Here is an 18,950-nt window from a genome sequence, read left to right on the forward strand (position 1 = left end):
CTTCCTATTCTATCCGTATACGCGGATCCACCGCGCTAAGTATGATGTCAGAAAGAAGAGTGCCAAGCAAAGTGGCGAATCCTGTCATCATGACAATGGCCGTCACGACACTGAAGTCCCTTAGGCTTACAGAGCTAAGGAATAGCTGGCCTAATCCTGGATAACTGAAAATGGTCTCGATTATGACAGAGCCACCGATTAAACCAGTGATTTCATATCCTAAGAATGCAGCAATCGGTAGGAATGAATTTCTCAAGATATGTCGTGAGTATACTTTCGATTCCGGAACACCTTTCGATCGAGCGGTCCTTACGAAATCCTTAATCTTATTATCTATGATTTCATTTCGCAAATATTGAATGGTACTAGTCGTTGCAATTAAAGCCGTACTTAAAGCTGGCAGGATCAAATGGTTAATCTTACTGACCACATAAGCGAACGTCCCTGAATCCAATTTGGAATCGACGCTTCCACCAGATGGGAACCAATTTAGACCGAACCCGAAAACAAATAGCATAATAAGAGCAAATATGAAAATTGGTGTACCAAAACCTAGATAACTGTAACCGGTAACTCCCTTGTCCATCCACGTATCATTATATCTACCGCTCACTATGCCGAGTGGAATAGCTAGCAAATATGTAAAGATAAGAGTGACGATTGCAAGAAAAACCGTATTCCAAAGCCTGTTTTCAATGACATCCATAACTGGTATTTTGTGCGTATAAGACACTCCGAAGTCCCCTTGGACAGCATTGGATGCCCATCTTACATATTGTTGGTACCAAGGGTCATTCAAGCCCATGTCATCCCTGATTCTTTCAAGCTCAGCCGGATCCGCCCTTGGGTTGCTTATTTCCTGACCTGACAAGGCATCACCTGGCATGGCTTTTGCCATCATGAAAACGATGATGCTCAACAGAAAGAGCTGCGGAATCATGACTAATAGGCGCCTAAGGATAAATTTCCACATTACTTTCCACCTCCTTATTGTATTGCGACTCTATGAGTGGACGAAACTGGCTTTAAATCGTAGGCCCGTCCGTTTTCATCAAAGTATTGGGAATAAGACGTTTCATACTCCGCTGTCAATTTCTTCCTGAGTAGTATTTTTTGCTCACGCACTTCCGGTTCTAGGTCCGGAATGGCCGCTATCAGACGTTTGGTATAGATATGCTGAGGGTTTTCATAGATTTCCTGGCTTGTGCCCTCTTCTACGATTCTTCCTCGATACATCACGCCCATCCTGTCACACATATGCCTGATTACCCCGAGATCATGGCCGACAAATAAATAGGTCAAGTTAAACTCCTCCTGTAAATCTTGAAGGAAGTTCAATACCTGTGCTTGGACCGATACATCCAGCGCAGACACAGGTTCATCGGCAATGATCAGTTTTGGCTTTAACGTCAAAGATCTCGCAATTCCTATACGCTGACGCTGTCCGCCTGAAAACTCATGTGGATACTTATAAATGGATTCGGGACTTAGACCGACTTTATCCAAGAAGTCCTGAACAATTTTCTTTTCTTCTCCAGGCGACAACTTTTCAAAATTTCTTAACGGCTCGGCAATGATATCGAGAACCCGCTTTTTAGGATTTAAAGAAGAATACGGATCTTGAAAAATCATTTGGATATCTTTTCGGAATGGCTTGATTTCTTTTCTGCTCAACGAAGCTAAATCCCTGCCTTCGAACATGATTTTTCCTGATGTCACCTCATTCAGCTTGACCACAGCTTTACCCGTCGTTGACTTCCCACTTCCTGATTCTCCAACCAAACCGTAGGTCTCACCTTGCTGCAATTCGAATGACACACCATCGACAGCTCTGACATGATCTACTACTCTACGAAAAAAACCGCCCCTTATAGGGAAATGCACTTTTAAATTATCTACCTTGAGTAATGTCATAAGGCGTGGCCTCTCCTTCAGATTGAAAATAAAAATCCTTATAACACGTGCACCTAACATAATGACCTTGACCAACCTCATGCAGGACAGGTGACTCCTCGTGGGCCTGTTTGGGGATCCAAGGAATCCGTTCTTGGAATCGGCACCCATTCCTATCCATTTTCGCTATGGAGGGCACGATTCCTTCTATAACGTGCAAACGTTTTTTTTCAGTGGTAGCCGAAGGGATGGAATTTAGCAAAGATCGTGTATAAGGATGCAGTGGTTTTTTGAATATATCTTTAACACTGCCAGTCTCGACCACTTGTCCGGCATACATCACGACAATCCGGTCAGCCACTTCGGCCACTACGCTTAAGTCATGAGTAATCAAGATGATTCCCATTTTTGTCTTGCTCTGTATTTCCTTCAACAAATCCAGGATTTGAGCTTGGATCGTCACATCGAGAGCCGTCGTTGGTTCGTCCGCAATGACCAAAGCAGGATTACAAGCTATCGCAATCGATATCATGGCCCTCTGGCGCATGCCACCTGAAAGTTCATGAGGGAACTGCTTGTAGGTCCTTTCCGGATAAGGGATGCCAACCTGGGTTAGCAGTTCAATTGTTCTTTTCTTTTTTTCATTGGTTGATAGATTCGTATGATAATCAAGATTTTCCTCAATCTGTTTTCCGACAGTCATTAGGGGATTCAATGCCGTCAGAGGTTCTTGGAATATCATCCCCAATTCCTTACCTCGAACTTTATTCATTTGTGACTCATTAAGGTCAAGTAGATTCTGACCCTTATAATTTATGACACCTTCAGATTTCGTTCTTTGCATATTATGTAATTGGATGATAGAGAGGGCTAGTGCACTCTTACCACAACCTGACTCACCAACCACGGCTACAATTTCATTTTCATTCACCGTGAACGAGACATCGTCCACCGCTGCGTGATATTTATTCTTAATACGAAATGACGTAGTGAGGTTCTCTATTCGTAATATTGTCTTTTCCAACCTGATCCCCCCTAAACTGTTTTACCGATAAAATAAAAATTTTCTGATAATTAAATAAAAGTGTAATCAATTTTTAATATTAATTCAATATATTTATATCAAATTATAACATTTTTTTAATATATTATAACTTGAGGAATAATTTTTTCCTATAAGTTTATTTCAAAAAATTAACTTTTTTCCTTTTCATTTACTTACTTAAAGATTCTAAAAGCTTTTGCTCATCACAAAGAATGAAGATATTTTTTTATTTAAAAATAATGAATAATTATCTTATCTTCAAACTGAAATTTTTTATGTATTAGTTCCACTTAATCAACCAATTGGAATATTTTGATATTTCAGAAAATTTATATTCTGATAAGACTCACCTTATGAATGGACGGTGCGTAGCTTTTTCTAGCAGGGTTTGGGTAATAAAGTGAAACCTTTCCCCTTATCTTTCGTAAGAATGGGTAGTAATAATTATATGGAGGTTGACCGAATGTATTCACATACCGTTAATGCGTATATGCCCTCTGTTATGCGCACATTTGCTCTATCACTCGCGATTTCCGTTTTAGGAATGGCTGCTGGAACATTTATACCCCCGGCCTTATTTCTTCCCTTGGCGATTTTGGAAATCGCCATGCTGATGGGAGCCTTTATCTTGAGAAGGAAAAAAGCAATTGGATATACATTTCTTTTTGTATTTACTTTCATATCGGGAATGATCACCTATCCCATCATCGCTCACTATCTCGCTTTGGCAGGCGCTAACGTCGTAATTTTGGCTGGAGTGACGACAACCGTCGTCTTTGGGGGGTTAGCTCTATATGCAACAACCACTAAGAGAGATCTTTCTTTTCTAAGTGGAATCCTCTTTGCTGCCTTGCTAGCGCTAATCGCCATCAGTATCTTTAATATATTCTCACCGTTAAGTTCCATGGCAATGCTTGTTTATTCCTTTATTGGCATTCTTGTCTTCAGCGGATATGTTCTATATGATTTCAACCGCATGAAGCACTATGGGGTAACGGCAGAAGAAGTCCCGCTCATGGCATTGAATCTGTACCTTGATTTCATCAACCTGTTTATAAACATCCTTCGCTTTTTCGGTATATTATCAAGCAATGATTAAAAAAACGGGCAAATGCCCGTTTTTTCGTACTTATTTATATAACCCTGGTTCTGATTTTTCAGTCCAAGGCAATTTCACACCAAATGTGCTTGCGATGAATTGTGTATCATCTCTTCTTTTTTTCCTAACGTCTGCCCGGTGTTTGGCAGATTCATTCAAGTTCTTCTCCATCTCAGTCTCCGGAACCAAGCGGGGAACTGGAATAGGTTTTCCGTTCTCATCGATGGCAACAAAGGTCAAAAAGGAAATAACGCATAGATTACGTTCTCCAGTAAGTAAGTCCTCGGCAACCACTTTTACGATAATTTCCATAGATGTCCTACCCGTATACGTAACGAAGCTTTCTAGGCATACTGCATTTCCTTCATGAATGGGATGTAGGAAATCGACAGAATCGGTCGATGCCGTAACGACATTACTTCTAGCATGGCGCATGGCAGAAATGGCCGCAACGTCATCAATGTAAGCCATTAATTTCCCACCAAACATTGTACCGATATTATTTGTATCAGGTGGTAGAACTAGACTCGTTTTTATAACCAAAGAGTCCGAGCAATGTTTTATTTCTTCCATGGTGACTGCACTCCTTTATGTCCATTTTCTCACTAGTTCACTTTAACGAATTTTGCGCGTTAAAGCAATAATCATGATTATTACCCATATTTTTCTCATCTCTCAATAGGTAAGTACTGCTTATATAGTCTTTCCTAAATCAATACATATATAAAAAAAACTCAACCTATTGGCTGAGTTTTTTTAGTTTGGCCTTCAACTCTTCAATTTGCAATAAATGCCGTTTCTCATGCAAACCGACAAACGGAATCCACTGCTTCAAACTTAAATCTTTAAACAAGGGATGTGGGAATGACTTCTCTTCCAAGTCATTCTCCTTCACTTGGAAGAGTACCTTTTCCAATGCCTTACGTGAAGAGGCAAGCTTAGCTTTTACTTCAGCTAATGTTTGGAACTTCTCTGACGGAATGACAAATGGAGGCGCGTCCACTTTTACGTCACGATTTAATGTATACTGGATCGGTTTATCATCTACTCGATTGCTCTCGTCACTTGCCAGTGTATCGGCAATTCCTTTTGTTACCGCCCTCTCCATTAGAAATAAATGCTCCAATACCTGAATGATGCTCCAACGTCCATCTTCGGGATGTGCATTTACCTGTTCATCCGATAACCCGTTCACTGCCTGGAGAAGTTCTTCCCTGATTTTTGTGTTTTCTTCCACTCTACCAGCTCCTTATTCACTTTTTTATAATTATTCCACCGAAGGGATAAGTTGTAAAATATAAGGTTCTTTATTAAAGAAAAACCGCTCAAAAGTTGTCTATTTTTTTAAAACCTCTATGATAATCATAAAGGTTTTTTTGCTTTTAAAGACAACTTTCAATTTACCATAGGAGTGATTAAATATGAGCGGGGGACATATCCCTTTCAGCCACAAGGGCCGTAGCACCCTGACAGCTGCACCATCAAAAGGAAGCATTCGGTCAATGTTGAAACAAATATTCAATCGTATCCCATCCAGATGGAAATTTTCAAGTATGATCATATGCATAATGATTTTCATTTCCATGCTTGAGTTTTCCATTCCACAACTTACGCAATATACGATTGATGATGTCATACCTGGGAAAGAATATGACTCATTGATTTGGGTAGGCATAGGTATCCTCTTTGCGGCCATATTGTTAGCTTTGCTTAATTATGTGAACGGCTATATCGTATCTAAAGTGGGGCAAAAAGCGATCATGAATTTACGAAATGAAATGTATGACCATATTCAAAAATTGGATATGAAATTTTTTGATAAAAATAGAACGGGTGACTTAATGTCCCGACTCACGAATGATGTGAACCTGCTTCAACAACTCATCTCATCAAGCATGCTACAAGTTATTACAGATACGGTCACCTTCTTTGCCATCGCAATCTATATGCTGTTCATCAATTGGAAACTGACCGTGGTCCTTCTCATTACCTTTCCGTTCATGTTCTATCTGACACGTGTATTTGGTAAACGAATCCGCCTCTCATTCAGAAGCGTGCAAAGTTCGGCCGGCGATGTCAGCAATCAGCTGCAGGATTCCCTTTCCGGCATACGGCTCATCCAATCCTTCACAAATGAAGAATTTGAATCAAAACGATTCGCGGACCGAAATCATGAGAATACGGTAGCAAACATCAAATCAGTTCGACTGAGGTCCATGTTTGGCCCGCTCATAGATTTAATGAATAATTTAGGTCTGATCGCCGTGATTGTATTTGGTGCCTGGCAAGTGATGCAGGGAGAATTTACGATTGGATTAATCGTGGCATTCCTGGCTTATCTCAGGCTTCTGCAAAGTCCAATCCGTAATTTCAGCCGTGTAATCAGTATCGTGCAACAATCGGCTGCAGCTTTTGAACGGATTACCGAAATAATGGAGACACAACCTGGAATCCAGGACAAAAAGACAGCAATTAATGTTCCCAAAATCACGAAACAAATCGAATTTCAAGGAATTGATTTCGCTTATGTCGAGGGGGTACCAGTACTCCGAAATCTTAACCTGATGATAAAAGCAGGACAGGTAACCGCTCTTGTCGGCTCATCCGGGGCAGGGAAATCAACGATTACCAGCCTTTTAATTCGTTTCTATGACCCCCAACAAGGGACAATAAAAATGGATGGCCATGATATTCGTGATCTCACCCTCAAATCTTTACGGAGCCAAATGGGGGTTGTTTCGCAAGACATCATTTTGTTTACCGGGACCATCCGCGATAATATAACCTATGGTAAACTCGACGCAACGGACGAGGAAATTATCGAAGTGGCTAAGGCGGCATATGCTCATGATTTCATCAAGACGTTCCCAAAAGGATATGACTCACAAATCGGAGAACGTGGGGTCAAACTTTCTGGTGGCCAAAAGCAACGGATTGCCATCGCCAGGGCCCTTTTGAAGAATCCCCAAATCATCATTCTCGATGAGGCGACGGCATCGCTCGACACGGAATCCGAACATCTGATTCAGGAAGCGTTATCCAACCTATTAGAGAACCGGACTTCAATCGTCATTGCCCATCGGTTATCAACCGTTCAAAAGGCAGATCAAATTGTCGTTCTTGAAAAAGGGGTAATTCAAGAAAATGGAACGCACGAACAACTGCTACTAAATAATGGTCGCTATCGGCAGCTCCATGACTTACAGTTTCCACAGGCGGAGGCACCATCAGAAACATAACCAACCAGAAATCCGCCCCCGATAAATAAACCTAAAAGGGCATGGAAATCAAGTCTCCATGCCCTTTTATCGTTCTTATTTAAAATCATATTTATCTAAGATTCGATTGGTTATAAGCTGATAGCCTTCTTCATTTGGATGAATTTCATCACTGAAGTATGCTTTTTTATCTTTGTTTTCGAATAAATCGTTGGTAGGGATATACTTTAGTCTACTATCCTTGTCCACCATCTTTTGAATCGAATGATTATAATCACTAATATGGTTTTCTAATTTCAAGTCGTCTTTATTGGGGTTATATAACCCTATCACCAAGATATCAGCTTTATTATTTTTCTTTAGAAGCTCAGAAAGAATTTTATCTAAATGTTGTACATACTCTTTCTTTTCATCATTTATCTTTTGATCATTGATTTTTTTTAAGTTTCCACCATTACTGTTAATTAAATCATTGATTCCGATATAGACGATAAATGTGTCAGCCTTATCCAATTTTGTGTTAATCTCAAGATCTTCGAGCTGTTTAATGACACCGTCCGTTTCCTGACCTTTAATACCATAATTCCAGAATTGGACTTTTTCTGAATCGGAATCATTCGTTTTATGTTTCAAGTCATCAATATATCCTTCCCCTTCTTTATCGCCCTTTCCATAAGTCAAAGAATCTCCAAATGCCATGACTCTTTGATCGTTTTTCGCATCTACTGCCTGAAACGCATAGGCAACTAAACAAATAACAAGTACAATAAAAAATAAGCCAACGATTTTCTTCATTTGTTTTGCTTCTCCTTTTGTATTCACTAGGAAGTATTTTATTTTTAAATACCCAAAAAGAGGACAAGCCTAACATTTGAATAACTTAATAAAAATTAAATTGCATGACGCACCTGTACTGGTGATTGGAATGCCATAATAAATGGATTGGAGCTTAATGATGAAGGAGTTTACAGAATTCAGGGAAGCAGTATTTGAGGATTTGCCTAAAATTATCGAAATTTACAATTCTACAGTACCTTCGAGGATGGTCACTGCGGATACAGAACCAGTTACAGTAGAATCACGGCTCAAATGGTTTGAAGAACATCATATTCTCAAACGGCCATTATATATGATCATACATGATGGAAAAACAGCTGGATGGATGAGTTTTCAATCTTTTTATGGTAGACCCGCATATGATTTTACCGCTGAAATTAGCATCTATATAGATGAGGAGTTCCGTGGGAAAGGAATTGGACAACTTTCAATCCAAAAGGCTATAGAGGTGAGTCCGAAGATAGGGATTAAGACACTTCTTGGATTTATTTTCGCACACAATGTACCAAGTATTAAGCTTTTTTCAAAATTCGGTTTTGAAAAATGGGCTCATTTACCGAAAATAGCAGAACTCGATGGAGTGGAACGCGATTTGGTCATTCTTGGTAAACGTGTCACTACATGACTTCCATTGCAAAAGGCGATTGCCTGGATTTGAATGGTCTGGGATGTACTGATTATTCGCTACAAACTCCCAGGAATTTTATATGTGTGACCGCATTCAATAAAGAATCCAACTCTTGACTTGCTTGAATGGTCACCCTGCTTGTCAAACCATAATTTTTTGCTAACATGATCATTTCTTTTCGTTTTTCTTCAATTTTTTCAACTGCTGTTATGTGAGGAGGCTGCAATATAACCACTTCCTATTTTTCAATTATTTTACATTTTCATCATAACCAAAACACTAGGTTAAATCAACCATTTCACGTGATTTAAATATGTTATTTTACTAGATGAATGTGACAAAATACCTATTAATCTTTTATCTTTTGTACTTTTTATGTCGATTTAAAAGGGAAAAAGCATTTGCCTTTACACAGCAAATGCTTTTTCTCTTTGATTGTTCACTATAGGTTAACTAAGTCATGCACTCTGGAGGTGACTCATTACCTGATTTATCTATAACAATCTTATATTCATCTTCAAGAGCTTTTAATGGAGCATCATAGAGATGCTTTTCATCAGAGGTTTTGTATACACCATTTGATAATAGTTCTTCTATCAACAATGCTCTCCTCTGTTCTTTTTTCTCGAAAAACTCTGCCATATGAATGGCCCCTTTCCTTTTATTCATATTTTCCACATATAATGCCCCTAATCTTATAGGCTTTGCTAAAGCCAAAATATATATACCTGTTGTACGGGATCCTTAAACCCTATTTGACAAAAATAAAAACCCCTTCTAATCCAAGAAGAGGTCGACAGAGGTCCGTTCGTCTCTTCTTATCTTCCAAGCGATTGCTTGTTGGAAGAAGCACAGTTCCCCGATGGGTCTGTTGCCGAGGTTTCATAGGGCCAAGTCCCTCCACCTCTCTGGATAAGAATACAGAATATAAATGATTTTGACATGATTTTATCCCACTTGCAAGGATAAGTCAATTGCATTCAAATAATTTTTAATTTTTATATTATTTTTCCGTGTGCCCTTTTAGCACAAGGTAAGACCATATCCCTATTTTGCTAATAACTATATTTTCCTCCAATTGACCGTGGGTTAGGTATGCTCCATTTGCCAATGGGGATTTTATCCTACTACCCCTTTCACGCCACAAGATACTCATAAAATTCTATTGGATTCAAAGGTTGCATTTTCCTTTTTATCTGATATGATGACAATAATCACATACGAAATACCACTAGGGGAGTCTTCTATAAGACTGAGATGGAATGATGTTCCGGACCCTTTGAACCTGATCCGGGTGATGCCGGCGGAGGAAAGTGGATGATATCGTCGTCGTATATTTGACTTCATCCATCTGCCCCGTTCCGTTTTCAGGAACGGGGTTTTCGTTTAATTGAATAATAAGCTGCTAGGGGAGCCATTAATAGGCTGAGAATCAAACCCTTTGTACCTGATCTGGTCATACCAGCGGAGGAAAGCAGGTTGAAAAAGGGATTCGTACATTCCTAGAACAGCCGCTTTCTATATGAAAGCGGCTGTTCTTCATTTTTGGACACTCCCCTCCTTTGTATGTGAATGAATTATAAGGGGGAAAAATCATGGCGAAAACCCAAATGAAAACTTTCAGTGCTAGACTTCACGAACGTTCAAAAGAAATTTGGAAAAAGAATCATACTCATCCTTTCGTTCAAGCAATTGGAGACGGGACACTATCAGAAAAGAAATTCGCCTATTACTTAAAGCAGGACTATATCTATCTTATGGATTATGCCAAGCTTTTTGCCTTAGGGACCATCAAGGCCACTAACCTTGAGATCATGACCAAATTTGCGAGTATTTTAAATGAGACTCTACAGGTAGAAATGGATTTGCATAGGAGCTACTGCAAGGAGTTCGGAATTAGTTCTGAGGAATTGGAAAATACCGAACCAACTCCGATTACCCTTGCCTATACAGGTTATATGCTCAATGCTGCCCATCATGGAACTTTAGCCGACCTTATTGCCTGCTTACTTCCTTGTGCCTGGGATTACTATGAAATTGGCTCGTTATTAAAAGAACAAAATGGTCCAGCACTAGAAACAAATCGCTATATCGCTTGGATTCAATCGTATGCATCCCCCGAATTCGCAGATGCGCACAAATGGTTGGCCAAGCTGTTAGACGAACTGACGGAAGATATGCCTGAAAAGGAATTGAAAAGATTAGAGAAACACTTTTTAATGACCTCCCGATATGAATATTTATTTTGGGACATGGTTCACAACGAACAGGATTGGCCGCTTTAAATGCTAGACACGGGTAACTTATTACGGAAAATGACGTTGACTAGCTTGTTCACGGCCATCACTACCCTGACTAGCTCATTCGTTTACATCCCTGTTGGTTTTGCGAAGGTGTTTCCTATTCAACATGTAACCAACGTCATGACAGCCGTTATGTTGGGGCCGCTTTTTGCTGTGACCCAGGCCTTTTTAGTATCCCTTATCAGGAACATGACAGGTACAGGTTCCATTTTTGCATTTCCGGGCAGCATGATTGGTGCCCTGCTGGCGGCCTTCCTCTACCAAAAAACAAAAAGGATGGGACACGCCTGCTTGGGAGAAATAGTGGGGACAGGCATTCTCGGATCCATCGCCTGTTATCCGATCGCGCTTTTATTATTGGGAAAAAAAGCGGCACTTTTTGGTTTTCTGCCAGCTTTTCTTCTTAGTTCTTTAACGGGCGCAATTATAGGCTTTCTTTTATTGAAAGTTCTCTTAAAAAATCATTATATGAAGGGGTTTTTTTATGAAAAGGGCACTAACGATCGCCGGATCTGACTCTGGGGGCGGAGCCGGCATCCAAGCTGATTTAAAAACATTTTCGGCCCATCGGGTTTATGGCATGTCTGTTATCACAGCCGTTACGGCACAGAATACCTTGGAAGTTCGATCTATACAGCCCATCGATCTCCCTGTGATCACCGATCAAATTGCGGCCGTATTTGAAGACATTCGTGTCGACGCAGTAAAAATAGGGATGCTTGGATCAAAGGAGACGGTCGAAACCGTCGCCCATTCGCTAAAATTATTTAAACCGGCTATCGTCGTCCTTGATCCTGTCATGATTTCCAAAAGTGGACACCATCTGTTAGATGAGAGGGCCGTTTCGTCGGTAAAAACTGATTTACTTCCACTTGCTACACTTGTCACGCCCAATATACCTGAAGCAGAGGTCCTTACCGGATTCCCGATCCGGACGAAGCAGGACTTTTATAAGGCATGTACCGCTATTCTGGAACTGGGTCCGAAGGCTGTTTTACTGAAAGGAGGACATGCAGCAGGAAATCCAAATGACCTCTTTTATGATGGCAAGGAGTTCTCTTGGATCAAGGGTGAACGCATTCATACGAAAAATACGCATGGAACTGGCTGTACCCTTTCCTCTGCCATTGCATCTAATCTTGCTAATGGACTTCCTTTAGCGACGTCCATTGAACAAGCGAAAATCTATATTTCAGAAGCGATACGAAATAGCTTAGAACTCGGTAAGGGACACGGACCCGTTCACCATTTCCATCAATTTTATAAAAAGGAACGGAGTGATTTCACATGAATACATCCGTTGCAGACTTATTTGGCAGAGTGAGAAAGAAACAACCACTCGTCCACCAAATCACCAACTTTGTTACTGCAAATGATTGTGCCAATGCTACCCTGGCAATTGGTGGTTCTCCCGTTATGACTTCCAATCCAAAAGAAGTGGCGGACATGGTCAAACTGGCACAAGCACTGGTGATTAACTTAGGTACACTGGATGATGTTTCCTTGGAGGCGATGGCGATTGCCGGGAAAACAGCGAACGATTGCCATATACCCGTAATTTTAGATCCTGTGGGCGTCGGTTCCACCCCTTACCGAACAGAGAAAGCGATGGAACTGCTCGATTCAATGACTGTCCAGATTATTCGCGGCAATGCAAGTGAAGTCCATCGGCTAATGGGAGGCGATATCGTAACGCGAGGGGTCGATTCAGGACCGCTTTCCATGAGTAATGCAGAACTATCCCTACGTGCTGCTAGAAAACTGAAGAGTGTTGTCGTCGTGAGTGGAGCCAAGGATGCCGTTAGTGACTCTTCACGTACGTCCATCATCGATAATGGAAACCCTCTTTTAACAAAGGTGACCGGCACCGGCTGTATGTCGACGGCCTTGATTGGGGTCTTCTGCGGAATTACGGAGGATTACTATTCAGCTGCTATCGCAGGAATTTCAACCATGAGCATCTCTGGTGAGCTTGCTGCCAGAACCCTTGAAAAAAATGATGGCACAGGGACATACCGGACACGGATTATCGATGCCATCTCAGGAATGAATGATTCCATATGGAAATACGAGGTGAAAATGCATGAAGAAAGTGCCATTTGATTTGAGCCTTTACTTAGTCACGGAAGAATCATTAGCCGTCGAGGACATGACCACTATCATCACCGAGGCGGTTTCAGGCGGAGTTACGGCCGTCCAACTTAGAGAAAAGCAGGCATCTTCCCTTACTTTTTATCAAAAAGCTTCTCTATTAAAAGGGGTCCTTGATGAACTTTCGATTCCGTTAATCATTAATGACCGCGTGGATATTGCGCTTGCTGTAGGAGCGGATGGAATTCATGTTGGGCAGGATGACCTTCCTCTTCCCATCATCAAGACCCTTGTTCCTGACAATATGATCATTGGAGTATCCGTCTCTACCTTGGAGGAGGCCCTTGAAGCTGAAAACAATGGCGCTGACTATATTGGTGTTGGCTCTGTATTCCCGACAAAAACGAAACAAGACGCAACTGCTTTGAAAAAAGGGGAACTGGAGAGAATTTGTCACAGTACCTCGATTCCTGCCGTTGCGATTGGTGGGATTACAGCGGATAATATCAACAGGCTTTCTAAAAGTGGAATTGCCGGTGCTGCGGTCGTCTCTGCCATTACACAGGCAAAAAATCCAATGGACGTGGCTACACACCTTTCATACACTATAAAAAGATTCACTAATTAATAGAAGGAGGATGCTCATTTCTAGTCATCCTCCTTCCTTTATGAAAGAATGGTATTCTTCGTTTCTTTTCCAAATGCCACAGCAACAGCACCAATTAAAATCGCGATTGTGAAAATCGTGAAGATGGTCGATATCGGTGTATCTCCAGCAACTAGATACCCGACAAGCAACGGCCCCAAAATGCCCCCGACGCGTCCGACTCCAGCTGCTAACCCCGTCCCGGTTCCACGAATGACGGTTGGATACTGTTCAGGTGTATACGCATAAAGCGCCCCCCATGCACCTAAGTTGAAAAACGATAGGAACATGCCGGATACGATCAAGAGTGATAAGCCTTCAGCGGAGCCAAAGAAAAATGCACTACCTGCCGTTCCTATTAAATATGTAATCAATACGAACTTACGCCCCATCTTCTCTATCAACCACGCAGCAGAGAAATAACCAGGCAATTGGGCTAACGTCATGATCAATACATATTCAAAACTCTGAATCATGCTGAAGCCCTTCATGACCATGACACTTGGTAACCATAAAAACATGCCGTAATAGGAAAAGACCACACAAAACCAAAGAATCCATAAAACAAGTGTCTGACGTGCGTGCCCTTTTTGCCAGACCATTTTCATGTTGTTCAGCACAGACGGTCTCTGTTTCTTTTCAAGCTCCGTATATTTAGGAGAATCGGGTAATTTCAAACGTAGATATAGAGCATATAATGCCGGAACCGCACTTAATAACAAAGCCACACGCCATCCGTATACAGGAATGATGAAATAAGAGATGAGCGCCGCCAACAACCAGCCGACCGCCCAGAAACTTTCAAGGAGTACCACAACACGTCCCCTTTTACTTGCCTCGACGCTTTCAGAAACGAGTGTTGAAGCAACGGGTAGCTCTCCCCCGAGCCCCATCCCTATCAAGAAACGCAAAATCAGGAATAAACTAAGCGTACTGACGGCTGCAGACAGACCGCTCGCAATCGAAAATAATAATAAGGTTATGATAAAGACATTCTTTCTGCCAACCCGGTCTGCCATTGCTCCAAAGAGAATCGCCCCTACAGCCATCCCGATAGAATTGATACTTCCGATCCAACCGACTTGTTGGCTCGTTAAATTCCAATCCTGTTTCAATGCAACGATGATAAAAGAAAGCATCCCCACATCCAGTGCATCAAACATCCATCCAAAACCAGCGACACCCAGCAGTTTACGCTGCGATATCACTTTCGCATTGTTTTCCATATAAACCTCCTAAAATCTGATCGCTTACCAATATATTCTCCTATTTAATATTACCTATTAATTTTCCTTTTCGCCATAGTATTTACAACTGTCTTGACACTTTTCTTTACTCAAATAGAAAAAACGTTGATTTCAAGCCTTTTTCCATTTAAGAATAAAATGTCGAATAGTAATGATTGAATATTTCATCTATTTATTTTATGATAAATATTGGAATATGAAAGCGTTATCAATTAAGTCATCATGTTTTGCCCAATATAATCATTATATTCAGGAGGGAAACAATGACCAATCTAACGTTAGAAGTAAGTGGAAAGCTGGACAAGTTTTTAAAAGGTCCTAAAAAGCTCTATATTAATGGAAAATTCGTAGAAAGTGCCTCGAAGAAGACCTTTACCACTCCCAACCCCGCAACAGGCAAGAAACTCGCAGATGTATATGAAGCGGATAAAGAAGATATCAATTTAGCTGTTAAAGCCGCAAGAAAAGCATTCGATGAAGGCCCATGGTCCAAGATGAGCGCCGCAAACCGTAGCAGGTTGATGTATAAACTAGCAGATTTAATGGAAGAAAATAAAACAGAATTAGCGCAATTAGAAACACTGGACAATGGAAAGCCCATCAGTGAAACAACAAATGCGGATATCCCTCTAGCCATTGAGCATATGAGATATTTTGCTGGCTGGTCGACTAAAATCGTCGGACAGACCATTCCGGTAAATGGAAATTACTTCAACTATACAAAACATGAGGCTGTAGGCGTCGTCGGTCAAATCATCCCTTGGAACTTCCCGCTTCTTATGGCGATGTGGAAACTGGGAGCCGCTCTTGCGACTGGCTGCACGGTCATTTTGAAACCTGCCGAGCAAACACCATTATCCGCCCTTTATTTAGCAGAGCTAATCGCGGAAGCCGGTTTCCCTGACGGTGTCGTCAATATCGTCCCTGGATTCGGTGAAACGGCTGGTCAAGCCCTTGTCGACCATCCTGAAGTCGATAAGATTGCCTTCACCGGTTCTACTGAAGTAGGGAAAATGATCATGCGTTCTGCTTCCTATTCATTGAAGCGCGTGACACTGGAACTCGGAGGGAAATCGCCTAACATCATCCTTCCAGATGCCGACTTCTCCAAAGCCATTCCTGGAGCTTTAAATGGTGTCATGTTTAACCAGGGTCAGGTATGCTGTGCCGGCTCCCGGGTTTATATACAAAAGAAACACTATGATAATGTCGTGGCTGATATGACTAGTCACGCTAAAAAGATCAAACAAGGAGCCGGATTGGATCCGAATACACAAATTGGACCACTCGTTTCCCAGGAACAGCAGAATCGAGTTCTTGGTTACATTGAAAAAGGAAAAAAAGAAGGTGCAGAAATATTGGTAGGAGGAAACAATCCTAGCGATGAAGGCTACTTTGTTTCACCAACGATCTTTGCCGGTGTAGAAGAGGAAATGACCATTGCCAAAGAAGAAATATTTGGTCCAGTCATTGCTGCCATGCCGTATGAGAATATAGACGATGTAATCAACCGGGCAAATGCAAGTGAATATGGGTTGGCTGCCGGTTTATGGACAAGCGATCTAGCTAACGCCCATTATGTAGCAGGAAAGTTACGTGCCGGTACTGTCTGGGTAAACTGCTATAATGCATTTGATGCCGCCTCCCCATTCGGTGGTTATAAGCAATCCGGAATCGGACGGGAAATGGGTTCCTATGCACTTGAAAATTATACAGAAGTTAAAAGCGTCTGGATTAACCTAGACAAATAATTTTTAAAAGAGAGGGTCTTCCGGGACCCTCTCTTCCATGCTTTTTGCACCCTTTTAATATATTTTACTATTGTGATTATTCTCAAATCATTTCAATAGCCTTTTCCTATGTACGTTTGATAGAATCAAGGTAGAGAAAAAGGAGGATTATTCCTATGTATGAAATTGCCATTATCGGTGCCGGACCTGCTGGCGGAAGTGCCGCCATCTTCACGGCTAAGGCAGGAAAAAAGACAGTCATTCTCGACAGTAATGCAAGTATCACAAAAAAAGCCTGGATGGAAAACCATTATGGTGTGGATGAAATCTCTGGACCTGACTTAGTCCATATCGGAATTCAACAGGCAAAGAAATTCGGTGCTGAACATATCGAAACAAAAGTTACAGGCATCGAAAAAACGGAACAAGGATTTACAATCGAAACGGAAAACGGCCCTATTGATGCTACTTACATCATCCTGGCGACGGGAATGATCACTAATCTAGCCGAAGAAGCGGGAGTCACAACAAAAGACGGCATAGAGCCGCGCACTAAAAAAGTGTATGACGTGGATTCACTAGGGAAAACATCCGTAGAGGGAATTTGGGCTGCTGGCGCTGGTGCAGGCGTGAGCGTACATACCATCGTTACGGCCGGTGACGGAGCCAGAGTGGCCATTAACCTGCTAAGTGAAATCAACGGGGAACGTTATGTAGACCATGATGTACTGAAAAAATAATGAGAGTGTTCACAGAAGCTGAGTCCCTGCACTCAGCTTTTCCATCCTCCTCTATTTTTTTATCGGATTTATTTGAACCCCCACGTTTTATGATACATATGTGTAAAAAGTTTCTTTTTTCAGAAACTATCGATACAATTAAACTGGAGATAAGAGAAAGGAAGTTTTAAAAGATGAATGAATTTCAAACCAATTTAGAAAAATACGCAGAACTGGCCGTTAAAGTCGGCGTCAATATCCAGAAGGGACAAACCCTCGTTGTAAACACAACCTTAGAAGGAGCTGAACTTGTTCGGCTCATCGTTAAAAAGGCTTATGAAAACGGAGCACGTAATGTCATCGTTAACTGGAATGATGATATTGTCGGTCGTACAAAATATGAAATGGCCCCCGCTGAAGTATTTAACGAATATCCAGAATGGCGGGCAAAAGAAACGATCGAGCTTGCTGAAAATGGCGCAGCTTTTCTATCGGTCATCTCCTCAAGTCCTGACCTTTTGAAGAATGTTCAACCTGAACGGATCGCCAATTTCCAAAAGGCATCGGGTACCGCACTGAAAAAGTGGCGTCAATATATGCAGTCCGATAAAGTGAGTTGGTCCATTGTCGCAGTCCCTTCACAAGCTTGGGCTGATAAAGTCTTCCCTGAAGTTGCTGAAGAGAAACGCATCGATGCACTCTGGGAAGCGATCTTTAAAGCAGTCCGGGTTGATGTAAAAGAACCTGTCGAGGCTTGGAAGAAACACGACGACACGCTTCATGAAAAAGTGGATTATTTAAATGAAAAACATTACCAGAAATTGCACTACACGGCACCAGGTACGGATTTAACCATCGAATTGCCTGAAAAACACCTTTGGTGCGGAGCTGGCAGCATCAATGAGCAAGGACATGAATTCATGGCTAACATGCCAACGGAAGAAGTGTTCACGGTTCCACTGAAAAATGGTGTCAATGGAACGGTTTCAAGCACAAAGCCACTTAGTTACGGCGGCAATATTATCGATAATTTCTCCGTGACATTCAAGGAAGGCCGGATCACAGAAGTGAAGGCTGAAAAAGGCGAAGAAATCTTGAAACAATTGGTCGATACAGATGAAGGATCACACTATCTAGGAGAAGTGGCACTAGTCCCATTCAATTCGCCCATTTCCCAATCAAACGTATTATTTTTCAATACATTATTCGATGAAAATGCATCCAACCACTTAGCAATCGGAAGCTCTTATGCATTCTGTCTTGAAGGTGGAAAAAACATGAGCCCCGAGGAACTGGCGGAACATGGTCTGAACGAAAGTCTAACCCATGTTGATTTCATGATTGGTTCGGATAAAATGAACATCGACGGCATCCTTCCTGACGGCACTTCAGAAGCTGTCTTCCGTAATGGGGATTGGGCGTTTTAATAATAGTGTTGATATAGAGGATTTTAAAGGTTTCAAAACTTTGGATTTCACATTTTTTAGAAAAATA

The 18,950-nt window shown here is 41.4% G+C and carries 20 protein-coding genes and 3 riboswitches; of the genes, 11 read left to right on the top strand and 9 right to left on the bottom strand.

The window, feature by feature from the left end:
- Positions 1–4: 4 nt before the first annotated feature.
- Genes opp4B through ACQKL0_RS15300 form a run of 3 tightly spaced genes read right to left on the bottom strand, consistent with a single transcriptional unit; the run spans position 5 to position 2,917 of the window.
- On the bottom strand, positions 5–973 hold the full coding sequence (opp4B, locus tag ACQKL0_RS15290; RefSeq protein ID WP_402867905.1) for an oligopeptide ABC transporter permease: 969 nt from the start codon (positions 971–973) through the stop codon (positions 5–7).
- Between the two features lie 14 nt (positions 974–987).
- Positions 988–1,914, bottom strand: coding sequence for an ABC transporter ATP-binding protein (locus tag ACQKL0_RS15295; protein WP_407406566.1), 927 nt, complete (start codon positions 1,912–1,914; stop codon positions 988–990).
- Positions 1,892–2,917, bottom strand: a complete 1,026-nt coding sequence (locus ACQKL0_RS15300; protein ID WP_402956012.1) for an ABC transporter ATP-binding protein — start codon at positions 2,915–2,917, stop codon at positions 1,892–1,894. The genes ACQKL0_RS15295 and ACQKL0_RS15300 overlap by 23 nt, the downstream gene beginning before the upstream one ends.
- Positions 2,918–3,401: 484 nt before the next feature.
- On the opposite strand from ACQKL0_RS15300, the gene ACQKL0_RS15305 reads away from it, so the two are divergent.
- Complete coding sequence (locus tag ACQKL0_RS15305; RefSeq protein WP_402987609.1) at positions 3,402–4,037, top strand: Bax inhibitor-1/YccA family protein; 636 nt, start codon at positions 3,402–3,404, stop codon at positions 4,035–4,037.
- A 30-nt stretch (positions 4,038–4,067) separates the two neighbouring features.
- Here the strand turns inward: ACQKL0_RS15305 and ACQKL0_RS15310 are convergent, their stop codons facing one another.
- Together ACQKL0_RS15310 and ACQKL0_RS15315 are read right to left on the bottom strand one after the other, a co-directional pair.
- On the bottom strand, positions 4,068–4,610 hold the full coding sequence (locus ACQKL0_RS15310) for an acyl-CoA thioesterase (protein WP_402987606.1): 543 nt from the start codon (positions 4,608–4,610) through the stop codon (positions 4,068–4,070).
- Positions 4,611–4,776: 166 nt separating this feature from the next.
- Positions 4,777–5,274 (bottom strand): DinB family protein, encoded by a 498-nt coding sequence (locus tag ACQKL0_RS15315; protein WP_427688429.1) that lies wholly within the window; start codon positions 5,272–5,274, stop codon positions 4,777–4,779.
- A 184-nt stretch (positions 5,275–5,458) separates the two neighbouring features.
- Here ACQKL0_RS15315 and ACQKL0_RS15320 point away from each other — a divergent pair, with 184 nt between their 5' ends.
- Positions 5,459–7,276 (top strand): ABC transporter ATP-binding protein, encoded by a 1,818-nt coding sequence (locus ACQKL0_RS15320; protein WP_402956005.1) that lies wholly within the window; start codon positions 5,459–5,461, stop codon positions 7,274–7,276.
- A gap of 75 nt (positions 7,277–7,351) precedes the next feature.
- On the opposite strand, the gene ACQKL0_RS15325 is transcribed toward ACQKL0_RS15320, so the two are convergent.
- The gene (locus tag ACQKL0_RS15325; protein ID WP_402867898.1) at positions 7,352–8,050 is read right to left on the bottom strand and encodes a GDSL-type esterase/lipase family protein; all 699 of its coding nucleotides are present in this window, start codon (positions 8,048–8,050) and stop codon (positions 7,352–7,354) included.
- 160 nt (positions 8,051–8,210) lie between these two features.
- On the opposite strand from ACQKL0_RS15325, the gene ACQKL0_RS15330 reads away from it, so the two are divergent.
- Positions 8,211–8,717 (top strand): GNAT family N-acetyltransferase, encoded by a 507-nt coding sequence (locus ACQKL0_RS15330; protein ID WP_407406559.1) that lies wholly within the window; start codon positions 8,211–8,213, stop codon positions 8,715–8,717.
- Positions 8,718–8,769: 52 nt separating this feature from the next.
- On the opposite strand, the gene ACQKL0_RS15335 is transcribed toward ACQKL0_RS15330, so the two are convergent.
- Positions 8,770–8,946, bottom strand: coding sequence for an aspartyl-phosphate phosphatase Spo0E family protein (locus ACQKL0_RS15335; protein ID WP_427688432.1), 177 nt, complete (start codon positions 8,944–8,946; stop codon positions 8,770–8,772).
- A 227-nt stretch (positions 8,947–9,173) separates the two neighbouring features.
- The gene (locus ACQKL0_RS15340; protein WP_402987593.1) at positions 9,174–9,437 is read right to left on the bottom strand and encodes a Fur-regulated basic protein FbpA; all 264 of its coding nucleotides are present in this window, start codon (positions 9,435–9,437) and stop codon (positions 9,174–9,176) included.
- A gap of 98 nt (positions 9,438–9,535) precedes the next feature.
- Positions 9,536–9,639, bottom strand: a riboswitch (SAM riboswitch).
- 304 nt (positions 9,640–9,943) lie between these two features.
- Positions 9,944–10,049, top strand: a riboswitch (TPP riboswitch).
- Positions 10,050–10,117: 68 nt separating this feature from the next.
- Positions 10,118–10,210: riboswitch (TPP riboswitch) on the top strand.
- A 105-nt stretch (positions 10,211–10,315) separates the two neighbouring features.
- On the opposite strand from ACQKL0_RS15340, the gene tenA reads away from it, so the two are divergent.
- Genes tenA through thiE form a run of 5 tightly spaced genes read left to right on the top strand, consistent with a single transcriptional unit; the run spans position 10,316 to position 13,742 of the window.
- On the top strand, positions 10,316–11,005 hold the full coding sequence (gene tenA / locus ACQKL0_RS15345) for a thiaminase II (protein WP_427688434.1): 690 nt from the start codon (positions 10,316–10,318) through the stop codon (positions 11,003–11,005).
- A complete protein-coding gene (thiW, locus tag ACQKL0_RS15350) occupies positions 11,006–11,539 on the top strand; it encodes an energy coupling factor transporter S component ThiW (protein ID WP_427688436.1) in 534 nt (177 codons plus the stop codon).
- Positions 11,508–12,314, top strand: a complete 807-nt coding sequence (gene thiD, locus ACQKL0_RS15355; protein ID WP_427688438.1) for a bifunctional hydroxymethylpyrimidine kinase/phosphomethylpyrimidine kinase — start codon at positions 11,508–11,510, stop codon at positions 12,312–12,314. The genes thiW and thiD overlap by 32 nt, the downstream gene beginning before the upstream one ends.
- Positions 12,311–13,126, top strand: coding sequence for a hydroxyethylthiazole kinase (gene thiM, locus ACQKL0_RS15360; RefSeq protein ID WP_402955992.1), 816 nt, complete (start codon positions 12,311–12,313; stop codon positions 13,124–13,126). The genes thiD and thiM overlap by 4 nt, the downstream gene beginning before the upstream one ends.
- Positions 13,107–13,742, top strand: coding sequence for a thiamine phosphate synthase (gene thiE, locus ACQKL0_RS15365; RefSeq protein ID WP_427688440.1), 636 nt, complete (start codon positions 13,107–13,109; stop codon positions 13,740–13,742). The genes thiM and thiE overlap by 20 nt, the downstream gene beginning before the upstream one ends.
- A gap of 38 nt (positions 13,743–13,780) precedes the next feature.
- On the opposite strand, the gene ACQKL0_RS15370 is transcribed toward thiE, so the two are convergent.
- The gene (locus ACQKL0_RS15370) at positions 13,781–14,986 is read right to left on the bottom strand and encodes an MFS transporter (protein WP_402867890.1); all 1,206 of its coding nucleotides are present in this window, start codon (positions 14,984–14,986) and stop codon (positions 13,781–13,783) included.
- Positions 14,987–15,270: 284 nt separating this feature from the next.
- Here ACQKL0_RS15370 and ACQKL0_RS15375 point away from each other — a divergent pair, with 284 nt between their 5' ends.
- The 3 genes from ACQKL0_RS15375 (at position 15,271) to ACQKL0_RS15385 (ending at position 18,883) form a co-directional block, all read left to right on the top strand.
- Positions 15,271–16,758: an aldehyde dehydrogenase family protein gene (locus ACQKL0_RS15375; protein ID WP_407406317.1), complete on the top strand. Its 1,488-nt coding sequence runs from the start codon at positions 15,271–15,273 to the stop codon at positions 16,756–16,758.
- Positions 16,759–16,913: 155 nt separating this feature from the next.
- Positions 16,914–17,477, top strand: a complete 564-nt coding sequence (locus tag ACQKL0_RS15380) for an FAD-dependent oxidoreductase (RefSeq protein WP_402867888.1) — start codon at positions 16,914–16,916, stop codon at positions 17,475–17,477.
- A 173-nt stretch (positions 17,478–17,650) separates the two neighbouring features.
- Positions 17,651–18,883, top strand: coding sequence for an aminopeptidase (locus ACQKL0_RS15385; protein ID WP_427688443.1), 1,233 nt, complete (start codon positions 17,651–17,653; stop codon positions 18,881–18,883).
- Positions 18,884–18,950 lie beyond the last annotated feature (67 nt).

The sequence above is a fragment of the Peribacillus sp. NPDC097264 genome, assembly GCF_050277925.1.
GTDB lineage: Bacteria > Bacillota > Bacilli > Bacillales > DSM-1321 > Peribacillus.